This window comes from Aestuariibacter salexigens DSM 15300 (assembly GCF_000429145.1).
GTDB classification, from domain to species: Bacteria; Pseudomonadota; Gammaproteobacteria; order Enterobacterales; family Alteromonadaceae; genus Aestuariibacter; species Aestuariibacter salexigens.
On sequence record NZ_AUBH01000001.1, the window covers coordinates 366,179 to 390,421 of the forward strand.

Consider the following 24,243-nt stretch of genomic DNA (forward strand, 5'->3'; position numbering starts at 1 on the left):
TCACCTACCCCTTAGAGCATTTATGAATTCTTTTAGCCAATATTGAGATAGAGGACGAAGCTAGATGGTGGAGGGGGCAGGATTCGAACCTGCGAAGGCTGAGCCGGCAGATTTACAGTCTGCTCCCGTTGACCGCTTGGGTACCCCTCCAGAAGAAGGCGCGTAGTCTACCAGATAAAATGGCCGTGTAAATACCTTGAGGCGCGATTGCTGGGGTAAAGAAATCACAAAGATGTACGATACATAAATCAGGGATTTGATAGGATTCACGATGGTCGATTCTGTAACCAATACGAGCGCTGTTAATGCCGATGCAGAGCTTAGCGGCAGGCTGGCGAAAGCAGCAGGGAGGGGAGCTGAATTCTCCCTGATACTCGCTATGTTGGAGCAGAACGTCTTGTATCGCCCTTCATTCGCCAGTGACAGCGATGAAGTGGTAACCGATCCCCATTTTCCGCAAAGACTTAATCATTATCCGCCAGTCAGCCTGAAGGCCGACGCTACACATTTTAGCAAAGCCAATGTGACCAACAGGCTGTTCTCACAGTCTCAGGTTAAGAATGCTCAGCTATGGCTTGCTATGCATCCTGACCCACTATCCATGTTTAACGATCCGTCTCGCATTGATGATGAGGTGATACATAACTGCGACTTTGCCACCCAGCGTCATTTAAAACTTCCTGAGCACGCAAAGATCGACGTTGACTATACTAAAATGCTTGATGTCGTAGAGGCTGCTCAAGTACTTCAATAAGTTTCATTAGCTCTTTCCTCCTGGCTGGCGTCGTAGCAGCGCTTTTGCTATAGTCCGCGCCGCAATTTTGCTTTGGTTTTACGTTCCAACTTGCAAAGGACAATTCATGAAACGCTACATTGTTTGCGCGATGTATAAATTCGTCGCGCTTGAAGACTACCAATCTATTCGCCAACCTCTCCTTGAGGTCATGGAATCCAACGATATTAAAGGCACATTGTTGCTTGCCAAAGAAGGCATCAATGGCACAGTGTCCGGTACCAGAGAGGCAATTGATACTCTGCTAGCCTGGTTGAATCAGGATGCACGTATTAACCCCATTTCTTATAAAGAATCTCTACATGATGAACAGCCGTTCTACCGGACCAAGGTCAAACTGAAAAAAGAGATTGTGACCATGGGCGTAGAGGGAATTGACCCTAGACAGACCGTGGGTACTTATGTAAAGCCAAAAGATTGGAATGCGCTGATTTCGGACCCTGATGTGGCCGTTATTGACACCCGCAACGATTATGAAATCGAAATCGGCACGTTCAAAAATGCTATCAATCCAAAAACCGAGTCATTCCGCGAGTTTCCGGATTATGTCGCAAAAGAACTCGACCCAGCCAAACACAAGAAAGTCGCGATGTTCTGTACCGGTGGGATCCGCTGTGAGAAATCTACAGCTTATCTAAAGGAACAAGGGTTTGAAGAGGTCTATCATCTCGAAGGCGGTATTTTGCAATACCTTGAAGATGTGCCTAAGGAAGAGTCCTTGTGGGAAGGTGACTGTTTTGTGTTTGACAACCGTGTTGCCGTTAACCATGACTTAGAACGCAGTCATTACGACCAGTGCTATGCCTGTCGTCTGCCCATCACTGAAGAAGACAAACAAAGTGATAAGTACGAATCAGGCGTAAGCTGCCCGCATTGCTTCGGCACCCACAGCGAAGAGCAAATTGCCCGTTTTCGTGAACGAGAAAAGCAGGTCAACCTGGCCAGACAGCGCAACGAAGAACACGTCGGCAGTGAAGCAAGGAAGGCGACCAAGCTTAGACGCCAGCAGAAAGCTGCTGAACGCCGAGCTCGCAGGGCGGCGATGGGCAAAACAAATATCTGATTGCCAGTTGCTACAACGTTTACTCTGTTTCAGCACACAGGTACACTCACTGAAAAATAGCGAAAAGCGAAAGAAAAGATGTCACAAAGACCAGCATTGAACCCTGAAAAAGTTCAGGAAGCGAAAGACGAGTTTGCCTTTTTCGATAAGGATGGTAATGGTCAGATTGACCTGTCCGAGTTTATTGAACTTCTGACAGTGCTCTCCCCAAAGACCAAAGTCAGTCACGTTGAAGAAGGGTTCAAACTGATTGACGGCAATGGTGATGGCTACATAGACTTCGATGAATTTCTCGAATGGTGGCAGGACTGCTGGTGGGAATACTAAGCGAGTGATGAAGAAGCCCGGCATCAGCCGGGCTTTTTTTTACTCATTCAATTCGTTAAGCACAGCGTCTACGCTGACTAGCTCAACATCATGCATCTGATTCAGATAACTTTCGAAATAGGCTTTATGAGACGCCCCCGTGATCACTAATACCCTGGCGCCCGGATGATTCGCTGCTGCTTCCAGCGTGTTAGCAACCATGCGTAATCCTCGCACCTGCCACCAGGCTACATACTGCCTCGCCAGTCCGTCCCGTTCAGGCCACGCAGTGGCAAGGCCAAAATCATTCTCAATGGTAAAGCGCTGGTAGCTTTTTGAGTTAATAAACAGATACTGCTTTAAAAGGTTTTCCGCTGACCCGCTTAGCATTTGCATCTGATTATCTATGTACTGCTGTCTGGGATGTTCGGAGTTCCAGACTGACTTGATAACCGACAGCAGTTCCTCGGGAGAATTCAAATAGATATAGTCTGCAGTGTGGTCATCCATCATGGATAACTGTTCAATACCAAGCCGCTTTGCGAGCGTCACACCGATGAGATTATTTTCGTTACGAGAAGACAGTCCACGGTTAAATCGCTCAAGCATAGACTCTGTCACGCCATCTTCTGCAATGCGCTGCTCTTCTGTCAGCATTGCCCATTGCAAAATACCAGACCAGGTTTCACCGGCAGCATAATACAACATCGCCAGTCTGCGTCGTTCTGAGGAGGAAGGTGCATCTGGCCAGGCATCCCGCATTTGTTCAATGCGAGCTGCTGCCTCTGGTCTGCTTAATTTCAATGCCTGTAATGCTTCAGTGGTGTCAGAGCAATATCCCTGCACGTTTGGATACAAAGCCTCATAGCGCTGTATCTCATCGCAGGCACGGCCATTGATTGATTCAATTGCAATGACGTCGGGTGCGAACTGAGCCAGTCGTTCATTGACCAGCGACAGGTGTGAAGGATGAAAGGATTGCTGATCAAGCTGCGCCAGGTGGGTGGTACCAAGCACTAAGATTCGAGTGGGTTGGCCACCAAGGTTAGTTTGTGTGCCAGCAAAGTTAAAAGAAGGTGCGACGCCCGTTTGACTAAACAGTGGCGAGCCAGGTAGCACTTGCTCAGCGGCAACGAAAAATGACATAGTTAATAATGAAACAATCCACAGCACGCAAGCCGTGGCTCTGCAGTGAGAAAAGCAATTATTCATGGTGCGTCCTTGTGTTTACTTTTATGTCGCAGTGCAGCTAGCAAAGGTTTAAATAATCACATGAACCCGTTTAGAGGAAGATAATGTCGCTGAGTACAAATCTGATAACAGCATTTAATAAGTTAATTGCCGTTAGATGATATCTGCTCGCACACTTTTGAATGAAACCCGATTTCTACCTTGTTGTTTGGCGCGATAGAGTTCTTTGTCTACTTTTGCAAGCAAGTCATCCAGTGTCAGATGTCGCAACTCACTATCCGGTTTTTCAATGCAAAGTGCGCCGATACTGCAGGTGATCACATCTGACACGCCTGAAGCAGGGTGAGGAATGGCCAGGTCTTTAACTGCATGACAAATGTCGTCAACGCGTTGTGTTGCATGCGTTCTATGTTCGGCGCATACCACCATGGCAAATTCTTCCCCGCCAATGCGAGCACAGATCTCACCCGAACGCCGGCAGAAAGCTCTCAACGCTTCAGCAACCTTTTGTAAGGCGATATCTCCTTGTGGATGTCCTAATGCGTCATTGTAATTTTTGAAATAATCGATATCCAAGGTGACGATGAGGAAGAGTTCATGTGATCGTAATGCATGATGCCACGCGTTTTGTGCATATTGATTGAATGCTCTGCGATTGGCTATTCCCGTCAACTCATCAGTTAATGAGAGGTGTTTCAACGATTCCTGCTGTTCGTTAACTAAGGTAACGGATTTATTGAATACCCTGCGGATCTGTTCTAATTCGAATACGGGAAACTTCTGTGGCAGTAATTCCAGTCGTCCGTTTTCAATCATGGCGTTGATCTTTTGCGTGTTTCGTGACAATTGACGGATCAAGGTTTTATCAATCACCACAACAACCAATAAGAACAAAATAATGATGGCTGACCAGCCAACTAACTGTGGGTGGGAAATTGGGTCATGCTGAATATTAAGAAGCATGATCGGCGTGCCTTTGAAGTCATCCAGTAGCCTCTTACGCTGCAATTGAAAGCCTTCTACCAACTGAGGCGTCATCAACGAGACAACGCCGTGAGTTTGCGGGTCCTTAAGTGATGTTGGAATAAAATCTATCTTTAATCGGGTCAGCGATTCTATACGGTCGATGTGGTCGTCAGTGATTTTTTGCACGAACATAAGGTAGCCAACCGGGGCTGATCGCAGATTCGAATCACTGATATATTGGATAGCAAATGCAGTGGGACCCGCGTTGGTCGACATCCAACCATGACTTTCCCAAGCATCACCAGGCTTAATGCCTTCATTCAAGGTCTGTTCGATTGGAAAGCGAATGAGTTCATCTGTCTCTGTGAGCTCTTCTTCCTGCTCTGAATAACCTACGGAAAACACCACTTCAAAGTTCTTGTCAAAATAAACGATGGCAATTAAGTCAAAGGTTTCGAACGTGCTGGGAAGTATATTTTCGTCGATGTAATCTTGATTCTCAGAAGGGGAGAGCACAAACTGCATCGTATCTGTCCAATGTGCCCAATCAGTCGTGATTGCCTGCAAACTTTTAAATTTTTGTGCGAGGCTAGCGCGCAGGCTTTCCAGCTCTCGACGTTGATGTTCTTCAACGGTAGCTAATTCACTCGGGTATTCGATAAAAACACGGTAACAGAGAAACACACTGATCAGTGCTGCACTGTATACAACAAAAAAATACACAGAGTAGTAGCGAAACGACCGCATTATGATCCTGTTGATAAACGATACTAAGTTCGGAAGGGTTAACTGGCCCCTTCAATATAGAAAATCATAGTCGCTGTATCAGTTGGACGCCCGTTTTATTTTGATTGGCATATCACCAACGTCCTGCCCAGCGGTAGTATCAACGCGTTTGGTCTTATGAGGTTGTTGAGCTTTCTTTTTGCTTTTTTGCTTAGAAGGATTCCCTTTACGGCCGCCTTGAGGCTTTTTCGAAGTGGTGGATAAGCCACTAAATTTGCCCTTAAATCCCTCCAGAGGGGTGACTTCAATGGATTGTACGAGGAAGTTACTGAGCAGGATATAGCTATTCCAGTCCTTTGGACCGACAAATGACATCGCATTACCCTTACGTCCCGCTCTGCCAGTGCGGCCAATACGATGCACATATTCTTCTGCCGCTTTTGGTAAGTCGTAATTGATTACGCAGCCTACTCGCTTCAAATCAAGGCCGCGTGACGCAACGTCAGTCGTCACTAATACCTGATACTGATTGGCGGTGAAAGCCTGCATGATTGCTGAACGCTTACTCTGAATTAGTTCCGCGTGCAGCGCACAACTTTCGATGCCTGATTTGGCTAACATGTCCGCCAGGCGCTCTGTGTCCTGACGGGTGGCCACAAACACAATACTTTGATTTGTATCATCTGGTGTCAGCAGGTGCGTTAACATGTTGTCTTTGTGTTGCGGACCATCTGCAAAGAAAAAGCGCTGGTCGATATCCTCGTGCTGGCTGTTGCCATCATCAATACGGATTCGCTGAGGTGCATTCAGCAGTACCTGAGTCAGACTGGCTAATTCGACATTATCCAGCGTTGCTGAAAACATCATAGTTTGCCGCTTGCGGTGGTCGGCAAGCTTGTTGATAGTCTGTAACTCTTTTTTGAAACCCAAATCCAGCATCCTGTCGGCTTCATCCAGTACCAGTAATTCTAGGCCGTTCAAAAACAGTGAACGATGCTCTAGATGGTCGGCAATACGCCCGGCAGTAGCAACGACTATCTGTGGGTTGCGTTTCAGCGCTTTGACCTGATCATTAAAATTTTCACCACCGACGACCAGAGCACAGGATAAGGACTTCGCTGCACATAACCATTTCGCTTCCCGATAAACCTGCTTGGCAAGCTCTCTGGTCGGAGCAAGGATAAGCACTCTGGCATCCTGACGAGAGAGAGGACGTTGGGTTAGCAGTCGATGAACTGCAGGGATCAAATAGGCGAGCGTTTTGCCTGAGCCGGTTTTGGACGATGCCAGCAGATCTTTGCCCATCAATGCATAGGGAATTGCTTGTGCCTGAATGTCGGTAAGCTCATCAAACTGGTGAGTATGCAACACTTTTTTGAGGCGATGGTCGATGGGCAGCTCTGCAAATTTCACGGTGAATCCAGAATGTAAGGATGTTATTTCAATAGAGCGAATTATGCCTGAGTTCGAAGGTTTTTGCTGCCAACTTAACCAAAAAAGCCGGAGCAGATTGCCCCGGCTTAATCATTTTAATTAGCGGAATCGTTTAGAACAGCATCTCTGGAACGTGTTCAGGAACAATTAATTTACCTGCGGTTTTCTTTTTGATTTCCTCAATAGACACGCCGGGCGCATGCTCTGCAAGGTAAAATGCACCGTCGCGGATCTCCAGTACTGCCAAATCTGTAATGATCCGGGTAATACAGTTAACGCCAGTTAACGGTAAGGTGCATTCAGGTAATAGTTTGGAATTACCGTATTTGTCCGCATGGGTCATGGTCACGATGATATTTTTTGCGCCTGCGACTAAGTCCATGGCACCACCCATACCTTTCACCAGCTTGCCCGGTATCATCCAGGATGCGATGTTGCCGTGCTGATCAACCTCAAAAGCACCGAGTACGGTGATATCAACGTGACCACCGCGGATCATGGCAAAGCTCTCTGCTGAGCTGAAAATAGACGAACCTGTAATTGCCGTCACCGTTTCCTTGCCGGCATTGATCATGTCAGCATCAACCTGAGCTTCAGTGGGGTAGGGACCCATACCTAACAAACCATTCTCAGACTGCAACATAACGGAAATACCATCTGGTACATAGTTAGCGGCCAGGGTAGGAATACCAATGCCAAGATTGACGTAATCACCGTCTTTGAATTCACGTGCTACGCGTTGTGCAATTTGTTCTCTTGTCAATGCCATGATTACGCCTCCTCACGAACGTGCAGTCGTTCGATACGTTTTTCAAACGTGCCGCGAATAACGCGGTTTACATAAATGCCTGGAGTATGAATTTGGCTCGGATCAAGCTCACCGGGTTCGACAATCTCTTCCACTTCAACCACAGTTATTTTCCCGGCCGTAGCAGCCATCGGGTTAAAGTTCTGTGCTGTATGACGGTATACACAGTTGCCATAACGGTCTGCTTTCCAGGCCTTAACAATCGCGAAGTCACCAGTAATGGCTTCTTCCAGAATGTAAGGACGGCCGTTAAATTCACGTACTTCCTTGCCATCGCCGACCGGTGTGCCATAGCCCGTCGCGGTAAAGAAAGCCGGAATGCCAGCGCCCCCTGCGCGCATTTTCTCAGCCAGAGTGCCCTGCGGCGTCAGTTCGACCTCCAGCTCACCATTTAGCAACTGTTTTTCGAACAGAGCGTTCTCTCCGACGTAAGAAGACACCATCTTTTTTATTTGTTTGTCTTCGAGAAGGACGCCCAGTCCAAATCCGTCAACGCCACAGTTGTTAGACACAACCGTCAGCTGCCTGGTGCCCATGCGCTTGATTTGCGCAATCAATCCTTCCGGGATACCGCATAGACCAAAGCCGCCAGCAATCACGGTCATACCGTCTTGCAGTCCAGCCATCGCCTCTTCATATGATGTCACGACTTTGTCGAAACCTGACATAGTGAGCTCCGAGATGAGTTAACAAAAAATGTGCGTCAAGTATCAGTGGTTGTTGTTTATTTGTAAAATTAATTTTATTTTATAATTAATAAATAAATTGGAATAAAAGTGATTTCAAATAAAAGTCTTTTGGCTTTCGTTAATGTGGCGCAATCCGCGACATTCGCTGAGGCCGCGGAAAAAATGCACCTGTCTCAGCCGGCCCTGTCTACAGCCATTAAAAAGCTTGAGCAACAGCTTGGCGGCCAGCTGTTTTCAAGAACAACACGAAAAGTGAGTCTAAGCCCGGAAGGACAGGCTTTTCTCCCTATCGCTACCCGTTTGCTACGTGACTGGGAAGATGCGATGGCAGACATGCACAACTTGTTTGCGATGCAACAGGGAAAGTTGTCCGTTGCTGCCATGCCGTCGTTTTCATCCGCAGGCTTGCCCATTCTGTTGAATCAGTTTCATCAGCAATGGCCGAATATAAAACTGCAGGTGCACGATGTGGTGATGGAAACAGTGTTTCAGTTCGTCGCCAGTGGCAGGGCGGAGCTAGGTTTTACCTTTGAGCATGAACATATGGAAGGGTTTGACTTCCATGTCATCAATGAAGATGAATTTATTGCTGTGGTGCCGCCTGACCATTCGCTTGCGTCAAAGGCCAGGGTAACTTGGCAACAATTGTCTGCGTACCCTTTTGTTCTAATGAATCGAGAGTCAACGGTAAGAAAATGGGTTGAACGATTTATTGCCGAGAAAAATTTGCAGTTGAATACTGTTGCTGAAGCAGGGCAACTGAATACCTTGGGTAAATTTGTTCGCCATGGATTGGGCATTTCGGTCGTGCCGGGCTTATGCCAGACCCAAATGAATGAAATGGGCCTGCGTTGTATCAGCATCGAAGGAAAAAATTTACGTAAATCATTGGGTATGATTAAAACCAGCCGAAACACGCTATCGGTGCCCGCCAGTGCGCTGTGGAAGTTAGCTACAGAGCGCCAAAGCTAGTGCGGTGTTACCACTTTTTCTTGGGCGCGAACAGTTCGTCCAGTTCGTCACGCTCTTCAGCCTGCTTTTTAGCTCTATCCTGAGCGTTGACGTTACGCAGATTGTCCTGAATGGTCTGTAACTGCTCCTGGAGCTGTTGCTTGCGTTGCATCACATAGTCGTCAGGCTGCGTTTGTGCATCCAGCGCCGCGATGGCCTTTTCAAAATACTGTCGAGCAGAGCCTAGCATGTTGGTATTCATTGCAGCCGCACCGCGTTTGACCAGCGTCTCCACGTTAACGCGCAGCTGCAATTTTTCCAACGTCTTATCTTCACGCATAAACGTCTGCGTATCGACTTTGCCTTTGGTATGTTCTGAGCGAAGTAACACGCGTAGTTTTTTTATCGCCTGAATGTACTGGATGATCATCTTGTCATTATCAGGCAGTACAAAGCTGTCTTGCGAGTTAGTAGGTTCGTCCAGACTGATCGATTTCAATCTGTCATCAGCATCCTTAATGCGCTGTTTGATATCGGCCTGAGAGGGATTGAGTTCGTACATAACGCGTAGTGCGTTATTTACCCGGGTCTGCAGGATCGATATCACCTTTTGGGAAATAGGCATCTGGCCAGCAGCCATCAAGACGTTTTCAGTTTCGTCTACGATTGAGCGCTGTTTGGCGATTTCCGTTCGCTTTTCTGCCTCAACCTTTTCCTTATGTTGCTGCATGGCATTGATGATGATCGCGGCAACAATGAGTGTCACGATAAGAATTATGATTATTGTAAACATCATCTCGGTGTTGGTTCCTGTAACGACAATCTGGCGTTGCGTGCGCACTACGACATGTTATTTATAGAATAACGGCACGTATAGACCTGAATATTAGGGCAAATTCAATTTAAATACACTACCACCTAACGACCCACCGTTCGATAATTCAATTTTTCCGCGTATACCATTTCGGCTATGGGTATTAGCTATCAGTCGGGCGAAGAACAAACCAAGCCCCGTGCGGCCTTGTCTTATTTGGACATCCTGCATATGTATATCCTGTGCCTCAAGCATGCCTTCGGGATATCCGGGACCATCATCTTCTATTGTGATATGTAAACCATCAGAACAAGACGAGGCACTTAAGCGAATGGCACTTTTTCCGTAACGCATGGCGTTTATCAAGACATCGTTAAGTAACATATACACCAGGTCGAAATCGAGATACCAGCAGAGATCCGGTTCAACGTTGACATCAATTTCAATATCTTTTTGCTGCGCATAGCGATGATTGCTGGCAACCAGTTCATCCATTAGATCATCTAAAAAGCACTCATCGATGTTGACGGGCAGCGCGTCGAGCTCAGAGCGAAACAGTGACAGCAATTGCACAAGACCGGTATTTAATCGACTGGATTCATAATGCACATCAGCCAGTCGACGTTGAACGTTATTATCCCCATGGGGAAGGTTGTCACTCAGGTTTTCGATGGACTGCATCATCAGACACAGTGAATTTTTCATATCGTGAACCGCTGCCGCCAGCACGGTTGCGAAATCAATCTGCGGTTTGTTATCGGCCATATTGCCCGCTGCCCCGGCTGCGTAGAGTTGTGCACTCATAAAGATTTACTAGTCAATTTAATACCTTGAAGCTGGCTTGTAAATAACCGTGTAAACGGGACAAAACGCACTTTTTATGAAAATTTAATGGAATTAATAGCGCCATAGGTTTATAACTTTCGAATATAAGAGAGCAAAAACTTTGGAACGGGTGGCATGAAACTACAGCAGCTTCGCTACATAGTTGAAGTATTGAACAACAATCTGAACGTCTCAGCGACGGCAGAGAGCTTGTATACCTCACAGCCCGGGATCAGTAAGCAAGTAAGAATGCTGGAAGATGAACTGGGCATTCAGATTTTTGGACGCAGCGGTAAGCACCTTACTCATGTGACTGATGCGGGGCAGGATGTGATCAACATTTCCCGCGAGATACTCGCTAAAGTAGAAAGCATTAAAGCCGTTGCAAGGGAACATACCTTGCCGGATCAGGGCAAACTGAATATCGCCACCACCCATACCCAGGCCCGCTACGCGCTTCCCGATGTTATTCAGGGTTTTATGCATAAATACCCGAAGGTGTCTTTACATATGCATCAGGGCACGCCTTCACAGATCAGCGATCTGGCAGCAAAGGGTGAAGCCGACTTTGCGATAGCGACCGAAGCGCTGCACTTATATAACGATCTGGTTATGCTGCCTTGTTATCACTGGAATCGCAGTATTATTGTCAATAAAGAGCACCCTTTGGCCCGCAAGACCTCCATTGATATTCAGGATATTGCTCATCATCCATTGGTAACCTATGTGTTTGGATTTACCGGCCGTTCTGAATTGGATCAGGCGTTCGACCGCGCGGGTTTGAAGCCCAAAATTGTTTTCACTGCGACCGATGCGGATGTGATTAAAACCTATGTTCGGCTGGGAGTCGGGATTGGTGTTATTGCATCTATGGCAGTAGATGAAAAACTGGACAATGATTTGGTCAAAATTGATGCCAGCCATCTGTTCCAGTACAGCACCACCAAAATCGGGTTTCGGAAAGGATCCTTTTTACGTAGTTATATGTATGATTTTATTGAAAGATTTGCGCCGCACCTGACCAAGGATGTAGTTGAAAGGGCCATGTTGCTTAAAAATAATGACGAAGTGGAGAAAATGTTTAAGGATCATACGCTCCCTGTCAAATAACGTATTTCGTCTGGAGATTTATGCCTCTTTACAGTGATAACGTTGAATTCGATAGATTAATCGAAAGCCGTTGTGCTGAAGCTGACATTCTTGTCGTGGAAGATTCGCCTATTATGGCGGCAATGTACGAGAACATGCTGGCTTCGTACGGTAAATGCCGTGTCGCTCCAGATGCAAAAACTGCAATCAAACATATCAAAGATAAAACGCCCGATCTGGTCGTGCTCGATCACCATTTACCAGACTCCACTGGCATCTCAGTATGCAAAACGATCCGCAAACACCATGCCAAGGCCAAGTTACCTGTGTTAATTGTTACAGGCAGTGATGACAAAGATGTGGAGAGGAAATTCTGGGAAGCCGGATGTTCCGATTTTGTACACAAACCTGTTGAGGCAATCACCCTTCAGCAGCGCGTTGGCTCTCATTTACAGCTCAAGTTCGCGTTCGAGCTGCTGCGTGAAGTGTCAAATAAGGATGCATTAACGGGGCTTCCAAACAGACGCAGTCTGGAATCGATGGTCAGCGATATTGAAAGCTCTCGTAATACATTGATTTCTTTGCTGGTTATCGATATCGACTATTTTAAGCAGTACAACGATCATTATGGTCATCAAGCGGGTGACGAATGTTTAGAATCTATAGGTCAGCTACTCACTGAAAACACTCGTGGCGACTCCGAAACCGCATTCAGGTTTGGTGGGGAAGAATTCCTGATCGTGCTAAGAGGTGAGTCGATAGAAACAGCAAGGATTGTCGCAGAACGTATCAGAGCCAATGTAGAAAAAGCACAGATGGAGCACGAGAAATCGTCATTTAAGGTGGTAACGGTATCGATAGGTGTGGCTAGCTCGAACAAAGTGAACAGTTGGGAAAGTCTGGTCGGCGAGGCCGATGAAAATTTGTATAAGTCAAAGCAGCAGGGTAGAAACCGGGTGACAGGTTAGGTTCCCGCCTACGCCTTTTAATTTGTCTTCCCCGCGATTCAACGTCTTCCCCGCGCAGGCGGGGAACTGCCATAATCAACACTCGATAATATTCACCGCCAGTCCGCCTCGGGCCGTTTCTTTGTATTTGGTTTTCATGTCGTTGCCGGTGTCCCACATCGTCTTGATCACTTTATCCAGCGACACTTTGTGTTCACCACTGCCACGCAAGGCAAGTCTCGACGCGTTGATTGCTTTGATCGCGCCCATCGCGTTGCGCTCGATGCACGGCACCTGAACCAGCCCGCCAACGGGATCGCATGTCAGGCCCAGATTGTGCTCCATGCCAATTTCAGCCGCATTTTCAACTGCGGCTGGTGAGCCACCGAGGATTTCAGTTAGTGCGCCTGCTGCCATGGAGCATGCAACGCCGACTTCACCTTGACAGCCGACTTCGGCACCAGAAATAGACGCGTTCTTTTTGTATAAAATACCAATAGCCGCAGCGGTAAGCAGAAAACGACAGGCTGTCTCATCGTCTACCGGGCGCACAAATTTATCAAAGTAACTTAATACTGCTGGAATAATACCTGCCGCCCCGTTGGTCGGTGCGGTGACGACTCTTCCACCCGCTGCGTTTTCTTCATTGACTGCCAGCGCGAACATATTTACCCAGTCCATCGCCTGCATGGGATCGGCGGATTTCTCCGTCTGTAAGCGACGATAAAGCGCGGGCGCACGACGGGTCACTTTCAATCCGCCAGGCAGTAATCCTTCAGTATTAATGCCATTTTCAATGCACTCGCGCATTACTTGCCATATGTGAGCAAGCTTCTGCTTAATTTGCTGCTTTGGCGCAAACGCTGATTCATTGGCCATCATCAGGCCGCTTATTGTCAGGCCATTTTCTCTGCACAGGGATATGAGCTGTCCGGCAGTGCTAAACGGGTAAGGAGTAGGCTCATCCGCTTTGATTAAGGCTGACTGTTTATACTCATCAAACTCTTCTTCTTTGAGGATAAAACCGCCGCCGATGGAATAATATGTTTGTGAAAGGAAAATATCATCACCCTGTATTGCATGAAAGGTGAGGGCATTGGCGTGTTTTTTGAGCGTTTTGCGACGATGAAAAACAATGGCTCCCTCACGCGGGAACGCCACCGTATGGCTACCATTCAAGTGCAGCTTTTGGGTGTGGTGAATATCAGCAAGCAGCGAATCGACCTGACTGACATCTACTGTCTCTGGCTCAAGTCCCAGCAGTCCCAGGATCACGGCTTTACCCGTTCCGTGTCCTTTACCGGTTTGTCCAAGCGAGCCGAACAGTTCTACCTTGACGCGGTCGACAGATTTAAGAAGCTGTTGCTTATCCAGTAAATCACAAAAGTCTTTACCTGCGCGCATCGGGCCTACCGTGTGACTACTGGAAGGGCCAATGCCGATGCTAAACATGTCAAAAACACTAATCATTATAAAAGGGTTCGCTTTGCTGTAAACGCGCCTATTGTGGGGGTGAGTGCGCGATCGCTCAAGTTAATTTAGCTAATCTGAATGATTAGTTAAGTTAATCGAATGTAAAGATTAGTTGATATCTTCATTGAAATGATAGGCAAGGTTACGAACAAATGATGCCGTCGCCCCCCAAATATGCAGATCATTCCAGGGAATAAAATAGACTGGCCGTTGTTTTCCGTGGCGCGTGAACCACTGAATGTGGTGGTTATTCATGTCTAATAGATACGCCAGTGGTACCTCAAAGACTTCTTCCACCTCATTGCGATCCAGGGTCAACTCAAATGGCGGTGTGACAATGCCAATATACGGTACTACTTCAAAATAACTAATGGTCCGGAATCGCGGTAGTTGCCCAATGACCTCGATATGTGCATCTGCAAGCCCAATCTCTTCGCGGGTTTCGCGCAACGCAGTGGCGAGCAGATCTTCATCATCAGGCTCCTGCTTGCCGCCGGGAAAACTGACCTGACCGGCATGATTCTTTAAATGCGAAGACCGACGGGTGAAAAGCACGGTGAGCTGTTCAAGTCTGTCTACAATAGGGAACAGGACAGCAGCGGGGCGGCCGGGCTTGCTGAGCGGGAAGTCATCTTCCTGCCTTACCAGTCTTAAATGATGAAAGCGCTGTATGAATAGATTTTTATCCACTGCACTTCTCAAGTACGGGTAGGATTTTGCTGACTTTATCCAGGCTTTCCTGATATTCGCTGTCAGGAGAAGAATCCATCACTATGCCACCGCCTGCCCAACAGTAAATAGAACCCTGGTAGGTCTGCAGTGTTCTAATACATATTGAGGTATCCATGTCTCTTTTTACACCAATGTAACCAATGCTTCCACAATACACATGACGGCGATTAGGCTCCAGTTCCTCGATGATTTCCATTGCACGTACTTTTGGCGCACCGGTAATAGAGCCGCCGGGAAATGCACCTCGCAACAGGTCCATCACGGTTGCATCATGCTGTAATTCTCCTTCAACGGTACTCACCAGATGATGCACCGCCGCGTAGGACTCTATTTCAAATAGTTTGGGCACCTTTACACTGCCCGGCGTGCAGGCTTTGCTGATATCGTTGCGCAGTAGGTCAACGATCATCAGGTTTTCGGCACGGTCTTTTTCTGACTGCTGCAACTGCTGTTGCAGTAACGCGTCTTGCTCAGGATCGGCGGCGCGGGGTCGTGTACCTTTAATCGGTTTGGTTTGTACCTGTCCATCGTTGACTGACAGGAAACGTTCGGGGGAAATACTCATGACGCAACTATCGGCAAGGCGGATAAATGCGGAAAAAGGCGATTGGTTAGCCTCACAAAGTGAGGTATACGCCTGCCATTCATCTCCGTCATATGTCGCATTGAATCGTTGCGCAAAATTAACCTGATAACAATCGCCAGCGGCCAGATAATCGAGGATACGGTTAATTTTATTGGTGTAGGTTTGCTTGCTCATATTCGCCTGCCAATCACTGGTTAATTGAAAAAACGTGGGGGGACGTTTTAATTGTGCAAGCGTCTCTATTGCCTCTGGGGTAGGAGCGGGCAGATGTGGAAGACGGGCAAGATAAAACTCACCGCTTATGTTGTCTTTGATAACCGACCAGCTATACAGACCGACCGCCATGTCCGGGGCATTGATCTCGGTTGTTGCCAGCTCGGGCAAACGTTCAATGTGGCGGCCGAGATCATATGCGAAGTATCCCAGCGCACCACATAAAAACGGCAAATCAGTGGGCGCGTCTGGAACGGAGACTGAATCCATAAAGGAAGTAAACCCCTGATCGAGCAACACGAAAGGATCATCGGTGCTTTGCGTCACGGCGTCAGACAGCGTGTAGTGAATTCGGGTTACCTTGCCTCGTGTTTCATAGGTGATGACCGGATCCGCTACCATGATGTCAAAGCGACCATTACTTTTACGACTGTTGCAGGTGTCTAATAACATGGCCCATGGCTTGGCAGCGAAATGCGCGAAAATATCCTGAATGGATGTGTCAGCAGATATGGTCAGCTTTTGTATGTCAATTGTGGGTGCAGCGTTAATCATATTACGTCTAATCACTGAAAGTCGGACCGGGTTTTATTGGCCGAAAAGCGCAGCGCAGGTTATCATACTGGCCTTCTTTGTACACTACACCTGACGGGGATAAGATGACCACTATTCGTCAACAGGACTTTATCGATAGCATAGAAGATGCGCTCCAGTTCATCTCGTATTACCACCCACTCGACTACATAAAAGCGGTAGAAGAGGCTTATCACAAAGAACAAAGCCAGGCTGCGAAAGATGCGATGGCACAAATTCTGGTGAATTCCAGAATGTCAGCAGAGGGTCATCGTCCGCTTTGCCAGGATACGGGTATCGTCACTTGCTTTGTTAAAATCGGCATGCAGGTGCAATGGGATAAAACCGATATGACGGTGCAGGAAATGGTCGACGAAGGTACGCGCCGAGCCTATACCAATCCTGATAATCCATTGCGGGCGTCTATCGTCGCTGACCCGGCAGGAGCACGCAAGAATACCAAGGATAACACCCCTGCGGTCGTCCACATAGATATGGTTGCCGGCGACAAAATAGAAGTCATGATCGCAGCCAAAGGTGGCGGCTCAGAAAATAAATCCAAAATGGTCATGCTCAACCCGAGTGACGACATAGCAGAGTGGGTAGTGAAAACGTTGCCTACCATGGGCGCTGGCTGGTGCCCACCGGGGATGCTTGGACTGGGCATCGGCGGTACGGCCGAAAAAGCTGGTGTGCTTGCCAAGGAAAGCCTGATGGATCCGGTCGACATTCATGAACTAATGGCGCGTGGCCCGCAGACAACAGACGAGAAATTACGTCTGGAAATCTTTGAAAAGGTCAACAAGCTGGGCATTGGCGCACAAGGTCTTGGCGGCCTGACTACCGTGGTAGACGTGAAAATCAAATCCATGCCCACTCACGCAGCGTCCAAACCTGTGGTCATGATCCCTAACTGCGCGGCAACCCGTCATGCGCATTTCTATCTCGACGGCAGTGGTCCTGCACAGCTCAAAGCGCCTAAATTAGAAGACTGGCCGGAAGTCACCTGGGAAGTGGGTGAAAATACCCGTCGCGTCAATCTTGATGAAGTGACCAAAGACGATATTCTGGACTGGAAAGTCGGTGAAACCGTGCTGTTGTCAGGAAAAATGTTGACCGGTCGCGATGCGGCCCATAAGCGTATTCAGTCAATGCTGGACAACGGTGAAGGCTTGCCTGATGGCGTGGATTTGACCAATAAATTCATTTATTACGTGGGTCCTGTAGATGCTGTCGGTGATGAAGTGGTCGGCCCTGCTGGTCCGACAACGGCAACACGAATGGATAAATTCACCGATATGATGCTCGATCAAACCGGTTTAATCGGCATGATTGGTAAAGCGGAGCGTGGGCCGGCTACTGTTGAGTCTATTGCCAAGCACAAAGCGGTGTACCTGATGGCTGTAGGCGGCGCTGCCTATCTGGTTTCAAAAGCAATCAAGAAAGCCAGAGTGGTAGCATTTGAAGATCTCGGTATGGAAGCCATCTACGAGTTTGAAGTCGAGGATATGCCAGTCACCGTTGCAGTAGATAGCTCAGGCGCCAACGCCCACGAGACCGGCCCCGCGATTTGGAAAGCCAAGATAGAAGATCTCGACAAAGCCTTGAGTTAAGTCACGTCACTTGTCAAAGTTGTAAGCGCCAGATAGTCTCTATCGGCGCTTTTTTGTTTTAATAAGAATAATTGCTATGCCTGAATTTCTCGCTGATCCTCAGCCCCTGTTTGTTTTCATCCTTGTTGGTCTTATTGCATTTGTCATTGGCTATGCCATATCGAAGTCGCGTACGGGAAAGAGGCTGGCTGAACAACATCAACAGCAATTTGGTTTTGAGCAGCAACAGCGAGAGCATCTGGAGCAGGAAAATAGTCATTTGCTCGAGAAAATTGACAGCTTGCGACAGCAACAACTGGAAACGTCTCAGCAGCTTGGTCAGTATGCGCAACTGGCAGAATCGATACCGTCGTTGAAACAGGAAAAGCAGCAGCTGGCTGACAAACTCAGCGAGGTACAAGCTGCACTATCGGACCTGCGCGCCAATGCAGAAGCTGACAGGGCGAAGTTTGAACAGGAATCCAGAAACAATGAAGAGAAACTGACTTTACTCAAAGATTCTGAAAAGCGCTTACAGGAGCAGTTTGAAAATCTCGCCAATAAAATCTTTGAGCAAAAAAATCAATCTTTTCAGCAGACAAGTAAAGCGGGATTAGACGCGCTGCTAACACCACTTAAAGAGCAAATTGAAGGCTTCAAGAAACAGGTGACCGATCAGTACGTAAAAGAAGGACAGGAGCGTGCGTCACTGAAAACCGAAATTCTGGGATTAAAAGAGTTGAATCAGCAAATTACCCAGGAAGCGGCGGCACTGACTAAAGCGCTGAAAGGCGATAACAAGCAGCAGGGTAACTGGGGCGAGGTCGTACTGGAGCGCATACTCAAAGAGTCTGGGCTGCGTGAGGGGCATGAGTTCGATACCCAGGTTTCCCTGCGAAATGACGGTGGCAAGTTATATCAGCCCGATGTAGTTGTGCATTTGCCGAACGATAAAGACGTGGTGATCGACTCTAAAGTCTCTCTAGCTGCCTATGAGCGTTTTTTTAATGAGCAGGAAGATGAAACTGCCCGCGAAAAGTACCTTACAGAACACGTTTCGTCGCTGCGTAACCACATCAAAGAATTGGGTAAAAAAGATTATCAATCTCTGAAGGGCGTGCGCACGCTGGATTACATTCTTATGTTTGTGCCTATTGAGCCTGCGTTTATGTTAGCGATTGAAAAAGCCCCCGACCTGGTAAAACTGGCGCTTGATAACAACATAATGCTGGTGAGCCCAACGAACTTATTGGTTGCACTGCGCACCATTAACAACATCTGGCAATATGAATACCAGAATCAAAACGCTCAGCTCATTGCGGATAAAGCGGCGAAGTTGTACGACAAATTTCATGGTTTTGTAGCTGATATGGAGAAAGTCGGACGCGCGATAGAGTCAACACAAAAGAATTATGACAGCGCGATGTCCAAGCTCAGCACTGGAAGAGGTAACCTGGTCAGGCAAACAGAACAGTTTCGCCAGCTCGGTGTGCAAAGCAACAAGAAGATTGATGCTGCTTTGTTGGAACGGGCCGCAGGTGAACAGGCGGAAGAAACCGATTAGTAAAGAAGCAAACGAAACCGCACTCAGAGCTTCTGCGTAATACTTCTTATGAAGATATTGTGTTCCTTAATTTTTTGCGCACTTGTAGCATTTTCGTCGTACGCGATGCAGATTAATTTCGAAAACTTAGCTGAGAAACACAAGTGGTATGTGTCAAACGATACCGTTATGGGAGGAGTGTCTACCTCTCAAATTGTTGTCATTGAAAATGAAATGGTATTCAGTGGCGAATTGAGTCTGGAAAATAACGGGGGTTTTGCGAGCGTTTGGCGTTCACCCGAAAGGCTTGATATGAAAACGGGCAAGGATGTTACACTCCGCGCATTGGGAGATGGCCGGATCTATCAGCTCAGACTCAGGATGCTGGGTGCCGAACGAATCTCCTACCGAGCTGAGTTTCGCTCGACGTTTGACTGGTCACTTCATACATTTTCTGAGCGAGATTTTACTCCCGTGTGGAGGGGCAGGTTCGTTCATGGTGCTCCGCCACTGGACCTAGAAAAAGTCATAAGCATAGGTTTTCTACTCGCGGACAAAAAACCAGGCCGCTTTGAGCTGCGCGTCAAATCTGTTGAACAATAAGATGCGCAATCAGTTAGTCGATATCTTTTGTTGTTACGTAGACTTCACCGTCATACATGCCCTGTACGGTCAGTTTTTGGCTTGCCAACTGCTGAATATAGTTGATATGGGTTTGTTTTATACGCTGGCCCGGCACCCAAAGCGGAATGCCTGGAGGGTAGGGGGTAACCAGACCTGCCGCGATTCTGCCAACGCTCTGTTGCCAGGGTACCGATTCTCGTTTAGCGAAAAATGCCGATGATGGTAAGGTTTCAAGTTCAATAGGCGGCACGATATCAGGTTTGGATACTTTTTGTTTACCGCGCCGTAGCCTGCTGACACCATCATCTAATTTCTTAAGCGCGTTATACAGACGTACAATTTTTGAACGTACGCCGCCTAGTGTGAGCAGCACCAGCATGGTGCTGTGCGTGAACTTTTCAATTTCCAGTCCGACTTCGTCCATCAGGAAAGAATGTATTTCGTGATTTGAATAGCCCAATCCAGAGACATCAATCAGGATCTTTAACGGGTCATGGCCCATATTGTCCTCGTCGAAATGACTGAACACCTCACTGAAATCTTTATTATCTAATACCTTTATTTGCTTGAATTTGGCTGCTTGTTGCCTGAACTCGCCGACGTTTTTTAGCAGTTCATTTAATAACTTATAGCCTTCCATTTCCAGCTGCTTTCTGCACACATCCAGCGACGCAATGATCTGGTATTTAGGAGAAGTACTGGTATGGATGCTGTAAATTTCTTTAAAGAAATCTTTGTCAAAGTCGGGATCATTGACGTGGATGTATGAGGCCTGAGAAAAAGCCGACACCACTTTGTGCGCAGAGTGTGTGATGTAATCTGCACCGCTATGAATAGCAGAGTAATCCCTGAAGCGAGGGTGGAACAACGAATAAGCAAACCAAGCTTCGTCAATAAACACTTTCATACCGTGTTGATGACCCAGTTCCACCACTTGTTTCAGGTCGGTCAACAGGCCGTCATAGGTACACCCCGTCAGCACGATAAGCTTGGCATCCGGATGTTGTTGGATGGCATCCCGCAGCTGTTGTAAGCGAGGTGGTGCAAATATGCCTAAGTCTGGATCCATCACACTATCCAGATAGATTGGCATTGCCTGTGTCTGTATGATGCCGTAGTGCACGGATTTATGGCAGTTACGGTCCACGATCACTTTGTCTCCCTGACGCAGTAAGGTCTGCAAAATGATCTTATTTGAGGTTGACGAGCCGTTAGTCACGAAATACGAATGTTGCACTTCAAAGGTATTGGCGACAAGTTGCTGCGCTCGGCCAATCGCATGTGTGCCGTCCGATAACGACCCAAGAGAATCAACGCTGACTGAGAGGTCACTGGCAAATACATTGCGGCCAAAGTACTGATAAAAGTCGTTTATATAAGACGAGTTACGGAAGCTGGCGCCGCCGCTATGGCCGGGTGTGTGCCAAGAGTCGTTAGATTCATTGACGTACTTTCGATAGGCACTCCAGAAGGGGGTTTCCGCGCGATCGTCAAAGTCGTTGAGCAGATAGCCAAGCATAGATTCGGGATCATCAACGACATCGCTATGGTAAAAAAATGCTTCCACGCCTTGCGTCTGATTGACGATATCCAGACCCTCAGAATCTCTACTGACAACGTAGACCGGTAATTCATGGCGGATACGCTTTATAGAATTGACTACTGTGGCGTTATCATCATCGCTACTCTGACCCCCTGACCAGTTATACACTATGGCTTGAATGCAGCCATCGTCCTTAACCATTTGTAACGCCAAGGAGACGGTAGGGATAGTCAGTATCGTAATATTTACGTCACTGCGTCGAAACGCTTGCACTGCTCCTTCAAGATGTTGTTGTAGTAAAGTATTCGGAGACTCATCTTTTTCAATTATCAGTATTTTAAATTCTGGTGTCATAGTTAATGTAAAAAATATTGCTCCGAGAGCTGCTGGTGAATGTCTGCTAAATCAATCTGTAATTCATCGATGTAGTCATGCAGCGCCTTACCTTGCAGGTTCGCGACGGGTTGTTTCTCAAGCTCAGTAATACTGTGGTCGATGCGCTCAATCATAGCCGCATTGTCTGGCACATTGATAAATAAACTTTTTAGTTTGTGCAGGCAAAACATAACGCTGCGGGGAAATTCCTCGCCGTGCAACATGAATTTCAGTACATCACCGGGGCGTATGCGCACGCCCATCTTCTGACGGTACATTTGGTAGCCACTTAATGAACGAAGCACACTCATCCACTGAATATTTTCAAACGGCAAGGCAATATGGTCATCCTTGATACTTGATGAGCGCACGTCAATGATCCGAGATGTCATATCTGCCCGTTCGAGTGCAGAGCCGAAGCGCCAGAAGAAATAACCTTCATCATGACTCATGGTGGCATCCATGGTACCGAAAATGAGCAGTGTCTGATTGATGACTTCTTTGAGACTGGCAAAGCGTCCACGCTTGCTTAAAAAGCTGTTGCTATTTTCCTTCATTGACATGTGCAGCCTGTTTACTGCTTCCCACATCTCTCTGGGCACGACATCGCGTATGGTACGGGCATTATCCCGTGCATACTGTAATGAATTGATAATGGAGGAGGGGTTGCGACTGTCGATCGTCAGGAACTTCAGCACGTTTTTTTCACTGAAATCAGAATAAATCTCTTCAAACGTCTCGCGATTACCAATGATGTCAATCAGTGGCTCCCAGCCCGGAGACACGCCTTTCGGTAAATCCATCAGCAATAAATTGTTAACGTTTATCAGGCGCGCGAGGTTTTCTGCCCGTTCAACATAGCGGGCCGTCCAGTATAGGGTTTCTGCTACTCTTGATAACATAATGCGTGCCTCCTTAATCCACAATCCAGGTGTCTTTGCTGCCACCGCCCTGCGATGAATTCACCACTAGTGAGCCTTTCACCAATGCGACTCGCGTCAATCCGCCGGTAGTCACATAGGTACTCTGACCAGACGACAAAATAAAGGGCCTGAGGTCGACGTGCCGCCCTTCAATTTTATCTCCGTCGATCGTTGGCACCGTCGACAGATTCAATGTGGGCTGCGCGATCCAGTTTCGCGGATCGGCCTTGATTTGCGCCAGCGTTTCCTGTTGTTGCTTTTTGGTTGATTTAGGACCAATTAACAAGCCATAGCCACCGGACTCGTTAGCCGGTTTGATGACCAGTTTGTCGATATTCGCCTCAACATATTTGAAGTCATCCGGCTCGTAACAGCGGTAGGTGTCGACATTAGGCAGTTTGATCTCTTCGCTTAAATAATAACGGATCATGTCTGGTACATAGGTATACACAACCTTGTCGTCCGCCACTCCAGCACCAGGTGCATTCACCAGTGTCACCTTGCCTTTGCTCCAGGCTCGCATAAGCCCCGGAACGCCAAGCATTGAGTCGGGGTGAAATGCTTCAGGATCCAAAAACATGTCGTCAATGCGACGATAAATTACATCGACCCGACGCAAGCCCTGAATGGTTTTCATATACACACAGTCATCTCGCTCGACGACTAAATCTCTACCTTCCACCAGTTCGCAACCCATTTCCTGAGCCAGATAGCAGTGCTCAAAATAGGCGGAGTTGTATATGCCTGGCGTCAGCACGACAACTTCGGGTTTGTCCAGCGGGCGAGGCGACAGGCTGGCAAGCATATCAAACAGCTGCGATGGGTAGTCATTGACGGGCAGCACATCCATTTGTTCGAACATGTCGGGAAACACGCGTTTGATAACAGAGCGGTTTTCTAGCATGTATGAGACACCGGAGGGCACGCGAAGGTTATCCTCCAGTACGTACATGGTGCCGTCCTTATCTCTGACTAAATCAGAGCCACAGATATGCGCCCAGATATTTTCCGGTGGCGTTATACCCACACATTGTTTACGAAAGTTAACCGATTTGCTCAGCAGTTCTTTGGGGAATACGCCGTCTTTGATGATTTTCTGATCGTGATATAAATCATCGATAAACATGTTCAGCGCTTTGACACGCTGTTTCAGCCCCGCTTCTATCTGCTTCCATTCGCGGTTGGCGATAATGCGCGGAATAATATCGATTGGCCAGGAGCGGTCTATTGAGCTTCCTTCACCATACACAGTAAAGGTAATGCCCATCTCTTTCACTGCTAAATCCGCCGCGTCCTGTGCGCTCTTGAGTTCGCTGGTCGATAATTGCGACAGGTAATCCATCAGCACTTTGCCGTGCTCTCGTGGTTTGCCATTTTCGTCAATCAACTCATCATAAAAGTTCACACCGTCATAGCCTGATAAGTCGACGGACTGTGACTGGCTTTGCGTTTGCTTGCTCACTT

General features: G+C 47.5%; 22 protein-coding genes and 1 tRNA gene. 9 read left to right on the top strand and 14 right to left on the bottom strand.

Annotated elements, in window-relative coordinates:
• Positions 1–65 precede the first annotated feature (65 nt).
• A tRNA-Tyr gene (locus G441_RS0101725) sits at positions 66–150 on the bottom strand.
• A 121-nt stretch (positions 151–271) separates the two neighbouring features.
• On the opposite strand from G441_RS0101725, the gene G441_RS0101730 reads away from it, so the two are divergent.
• The 3 genes from G441_RS0101730 (at position 272) to G441_RS0101740 (ending at position 2,183) form a co-directional block, all read left to right on the top strand.
• Positions 272–754, top strand: a complete 483-nt coding sequence (locus G441_RS0101730; protein WP_026374757.1) for a VC2046/SO_2500 family protein — start codon at positions 272–274, stop codon at positions 752–754.
• Positions 755–860: 106 nt separating this feature from the next.
• Entirely contained in the window at positions 861–1,856 is a 996-nt protein-coding gene (trhO, locus tag G441_RS0101735) for an oxygen-dependent tRNA uridine(34) hydroxylase TrhO (protein ID WP_026374758.1), read from the top strand.
• Between the two features lie 78 nt (positions 1,857–1,934).
• The gene (locus G441_RS0101740; RefSeq protein ID WP_026374759.1) at positions 1,935–2,183 is read left to right on the top strand and encodes an EF-hand domain-containing protein; all 249 of its coding nucleotides are present in this window, start codon (positions 1,935–1,937) and stop codon (positions 2,181–2,183) included.
• Between the two features lie 39 nt (positions 2,184–2,222).
• Here the strand turns inward: G441_RS0101740 and G441_RS17655 are convergent, their stop codons facing one another.
• From G441_RS17655 to G441_RS0101765, 5 genes are all read right to left on the bottom strand, one after another.
• A complete protein-coding gene (locus G441_RS17655) occupies positions 2,223–3,374 on the bottom strand; it encodes a DUF5694 domain-containing protein (RefSeq protein ID WP_156896247.1) in 1,152 nt (383 codons plus the stop codon).
• A 132-nt stretch (positions 3,375–3,506) separates the two neighbouring features.
• Complete coding sequence (locus G441_RS19125) at positions 3,507–5,066, bottom strand: sensor domain-containing diguanylate cyclase (protein ID WP_026374760.1); 1,560 nt, start codon at positions 5,064–5,066, stop codon at positions 3,507–3,509.
• A gap of 78 nt (positions 5,067–5,144) precedes the next feature.
• Positions 5,145–6,458 carry a DEAD/DEAH box helicase gene (locus G441_RS0101755; RefSeq protein ID WP_026374761.1) on the bottom strand — a complete coding sequence of 438 codons (1,314 nt, stop codon included), beginning with the start codon at positions 6,456–6,458 and terminating at the stop codon, positions 5,145–5,147.
• A 133-nt stretch (positions 6,459–6,591) separates the two neighbouring features.
• Positions 6,592–7,248: a CoA transferase subunit B gene (locus G441_RS0101760; protein ID WP_026374762.1), complete on the bottom strand. Its 657-nt coding sequence runs from the start codon at positions 7,246–7,248 to the stop codon at positions 6,592–6,594.
• A 2-nt stretch (positions 7,249–7,250) separates the two neighbouring features.
• Positions 7,251–7,955 carry a CoA transferase subunit A gene (locus G441_RS0101765; protein ID WP_026374763.1) on the bottom strand — a complete coding sequence of 235 codons (705 nt, stop codon included), beginning with the start codon at positions 7,953–7,955 and terminating at the stop codon, positions 7,251–7,253.
• A 108-nt stretch (positions 7,956–8,063) separates the two neighbouring features.
• Here G441_RS0101765 and G441_RS0101770 point away from each other — a divergent pair, with 108 nt between their 5' ends.
• On the top strand, positions 8,064–8,948 hold the full coding sequence (locus tag G441_RS0101770) for a LysR family transcriptional regulator (RefSeq protein ID WP_026374764.1): 885 nt from the start codon (positions 8,064–8,066) through the stop codon (positions 8,946–8,948).
• Positions 8,949–8,955: 7 nt separating this feature from the next.
• On the opposite strand, the gene G441_RS0101775 is transcribed toward G441_RS0101770, so the two are convergent.
• Together G441_RS0101775 and G441_RS0101780 are read right to left on the bottom strand one after the other, a co-directional pair.
• Complete coding sequence (locus tag G441_RS0101775) at positions 8,956–9,720, bottom strand: hypothetical protein (RefSeq protein ID WP_026374765.1); 765 nt, start codon at positions 9,718–9,720, stop codon at positions 8,956–8,958.
• 93 nt (positions 9,721–9,813) lie between these two features.
• Positions 9,814–10,506: a sensor histidine kinase gene (locus tag G441_RS0101780; protein WP_026374766.1), complete on the bottom strand. Its 693-nt coding sequence runs from the start codon at positions 10,504–10,506 to the stop codon at positions 9,814–9,816.
• Between the two features lie 195 nt (positions 10,507–10,701).
• Here G441_RS0101780 and cysB point away from each other — a divergent pair, with 195 nt between their 5' ends.
• Positions 10,702–11,676, top strand: a complete 975-nt coding sequence (gene cysB / locus G441_RS0101785) for an HTH-type transcriptional regulator CysB (RefSeq protein ID WP_026374767.1) — start codon at positions 10,702–10,704, stop codon at positions 11,674–11,676.
• A gap of 20 nt (positions 11,677–11,696) precedes the next feature.
• Positions 11,697–12,623, top strand: a complete 927-nt coding sequence (locus G441_RS17665) for a GGDEF domain-containing response regulator (RefSeq protein WP_051275257.1) — start codon at positions 11,697–11,699, stop codon at positions 12,621–12,623.
• A 75-nt stretch (positions 12,624–12,698) separates the two neighbouring features.
• Here the strand turns inward: G441_RS17665 and G441_RS0101795 are convergent, their stop codons facing one another.
• The 3 genes from G441_RS0101795 to pabB all read right to left on the bottom strand — a co-directional run bounded on the left by G441_RS0101795 (position 12,699) and on the right by pabB (position 16,161).
• The gene (locus G441_RS0101795; RefSeq protein ID WP_026374768.1) at positions 12,699–14,072 is read right to left on the bottom strand and encodes an L-serine ammonia-lyase; all 1,374 of its coding nucleotides are present in this window, start codon (positions 14,070–14,072) and stop codon (positions 12,699–12,701) included.
• 111 nt (positions 14,073–14,183) lie between these two features.
• A complete protein-coding gene (locus G441_RS0101800; RefSeq protein ID WP_026374769.1) occupies positions 14,184–14,765 on the bottom strand; it encodes a CoA pyrophosphatase in 582 nt (193 codons plus the stop codon).
• Positions 14,758–16,161 carry an aminodeoxychorismate synthase component I gene (pabB, locus tag G441_RS0101805; RefSeq protein WP_026374770.1) on the bottom strand — a complete coding sequence of 468 codons (1,404 nt, stop codon included), beginning with the start codon at positions 16,159–16,161 and terminating at the stop codon, positions 14,758–14,760. Before pabB ends, G441_RS0101800 begins: the two co-directional genes overlap by 8 nt.
• 104 nt (positions 16,162–16,265) lie before the next feature.
• On the opposite strand from pabB, the gene G441_RS0101810 reads away from it, so the two are divergent.
• The 3 genes from G441_RS0101810 to G441_RS0101820 all read left to right on the top strand — a co-directional run bounded on the left by G441_RS0101810 (position 16,266) and on the right by G441_RS0101820 (position 19,917).
• The gene (locus tag G441_RS0101810) at positions 16,266–17,792 is read left to right on the top strand and encodes a fumarate hydratase (protein WP_026374771.1); all 1,527 of its coding nucleotides are present in this window, start codon (positions 16,266–16,268) and stop codon (positions 17,790–17,792) included.
• 76 nt (positions 17,793–17,868) lie between these two features.
• Positions 17,869–19,335 carry a DNA recombination protein RmuC gene (gene rmuC, locus G441_RS17670; RefSeq protein WP_051275258.1) on the top strand — a complete coding sequence of 489 codons (1,467 nt, stop codon included), beginning with the start codon at positions 17,869–17,871 and terminating at the stop codon, positions 19,333–19,335.
• A 105-nt stretch (positions 19,336–19,440) separates the two neighbouring features.
• Positions 19,441–19,917, top strand: coding sequence for a CIA30 family protein (locus G441_RS0101820; protein WP_034474116.1), 477 nt, complete (start codon positions 19,441–19,443; stop codon positions 19,915–19,917).
• A gap of 13 nt (positions 19,918–19,930) precedes the next feature.
• Here the strand turns inward: G441_RS0101820 and G441_RS0101825 are convergent, their stop codons facing one another.
• The 3 genes from G441_RS0101825 to G441_RS0101835 are packed head-to-tail and all read right to left on the bottom strand — an operon-like array spanning position 19,931 to position 24,184.
• Entirely contained in the window at positions 19,931–21,835 is a 1,905-nt protein-coding gene (locus G441_RS0101825; protein ID WP_026374773.1) for an aminotransferase class I/II-fold pyridoxal phosphate-dependent enzyme, read from the bottom strand.
• Positions 21,836–21,837: 2 nt separating this feature from the next.
• Positions 21,838–22,758, bottom strand: a complete 921-nt coding sequence (locus tag G441_RS0101830) for an alpha-E domain-containing protein (RefSeq protein ID WP_026374774.1) — start codon at positions 22,756–22,758, stop codon at positions 21,838–21,840.
• Between the two features lie 13 nt (positions 22,759–22,771).
• Complete coding sequence (locus G441_RS0101835; protein ID WP_026374775.1) at positions 22,772–24,184, bottom strand: circularly permuted type 2 ATP-grasp protein; 1,413 nt, start codon at positions 24,182–24,184, stop codon at positions 22,772–22,774.
• Positions 24,185–24,243: the final 59 nt, after the last annotated feature.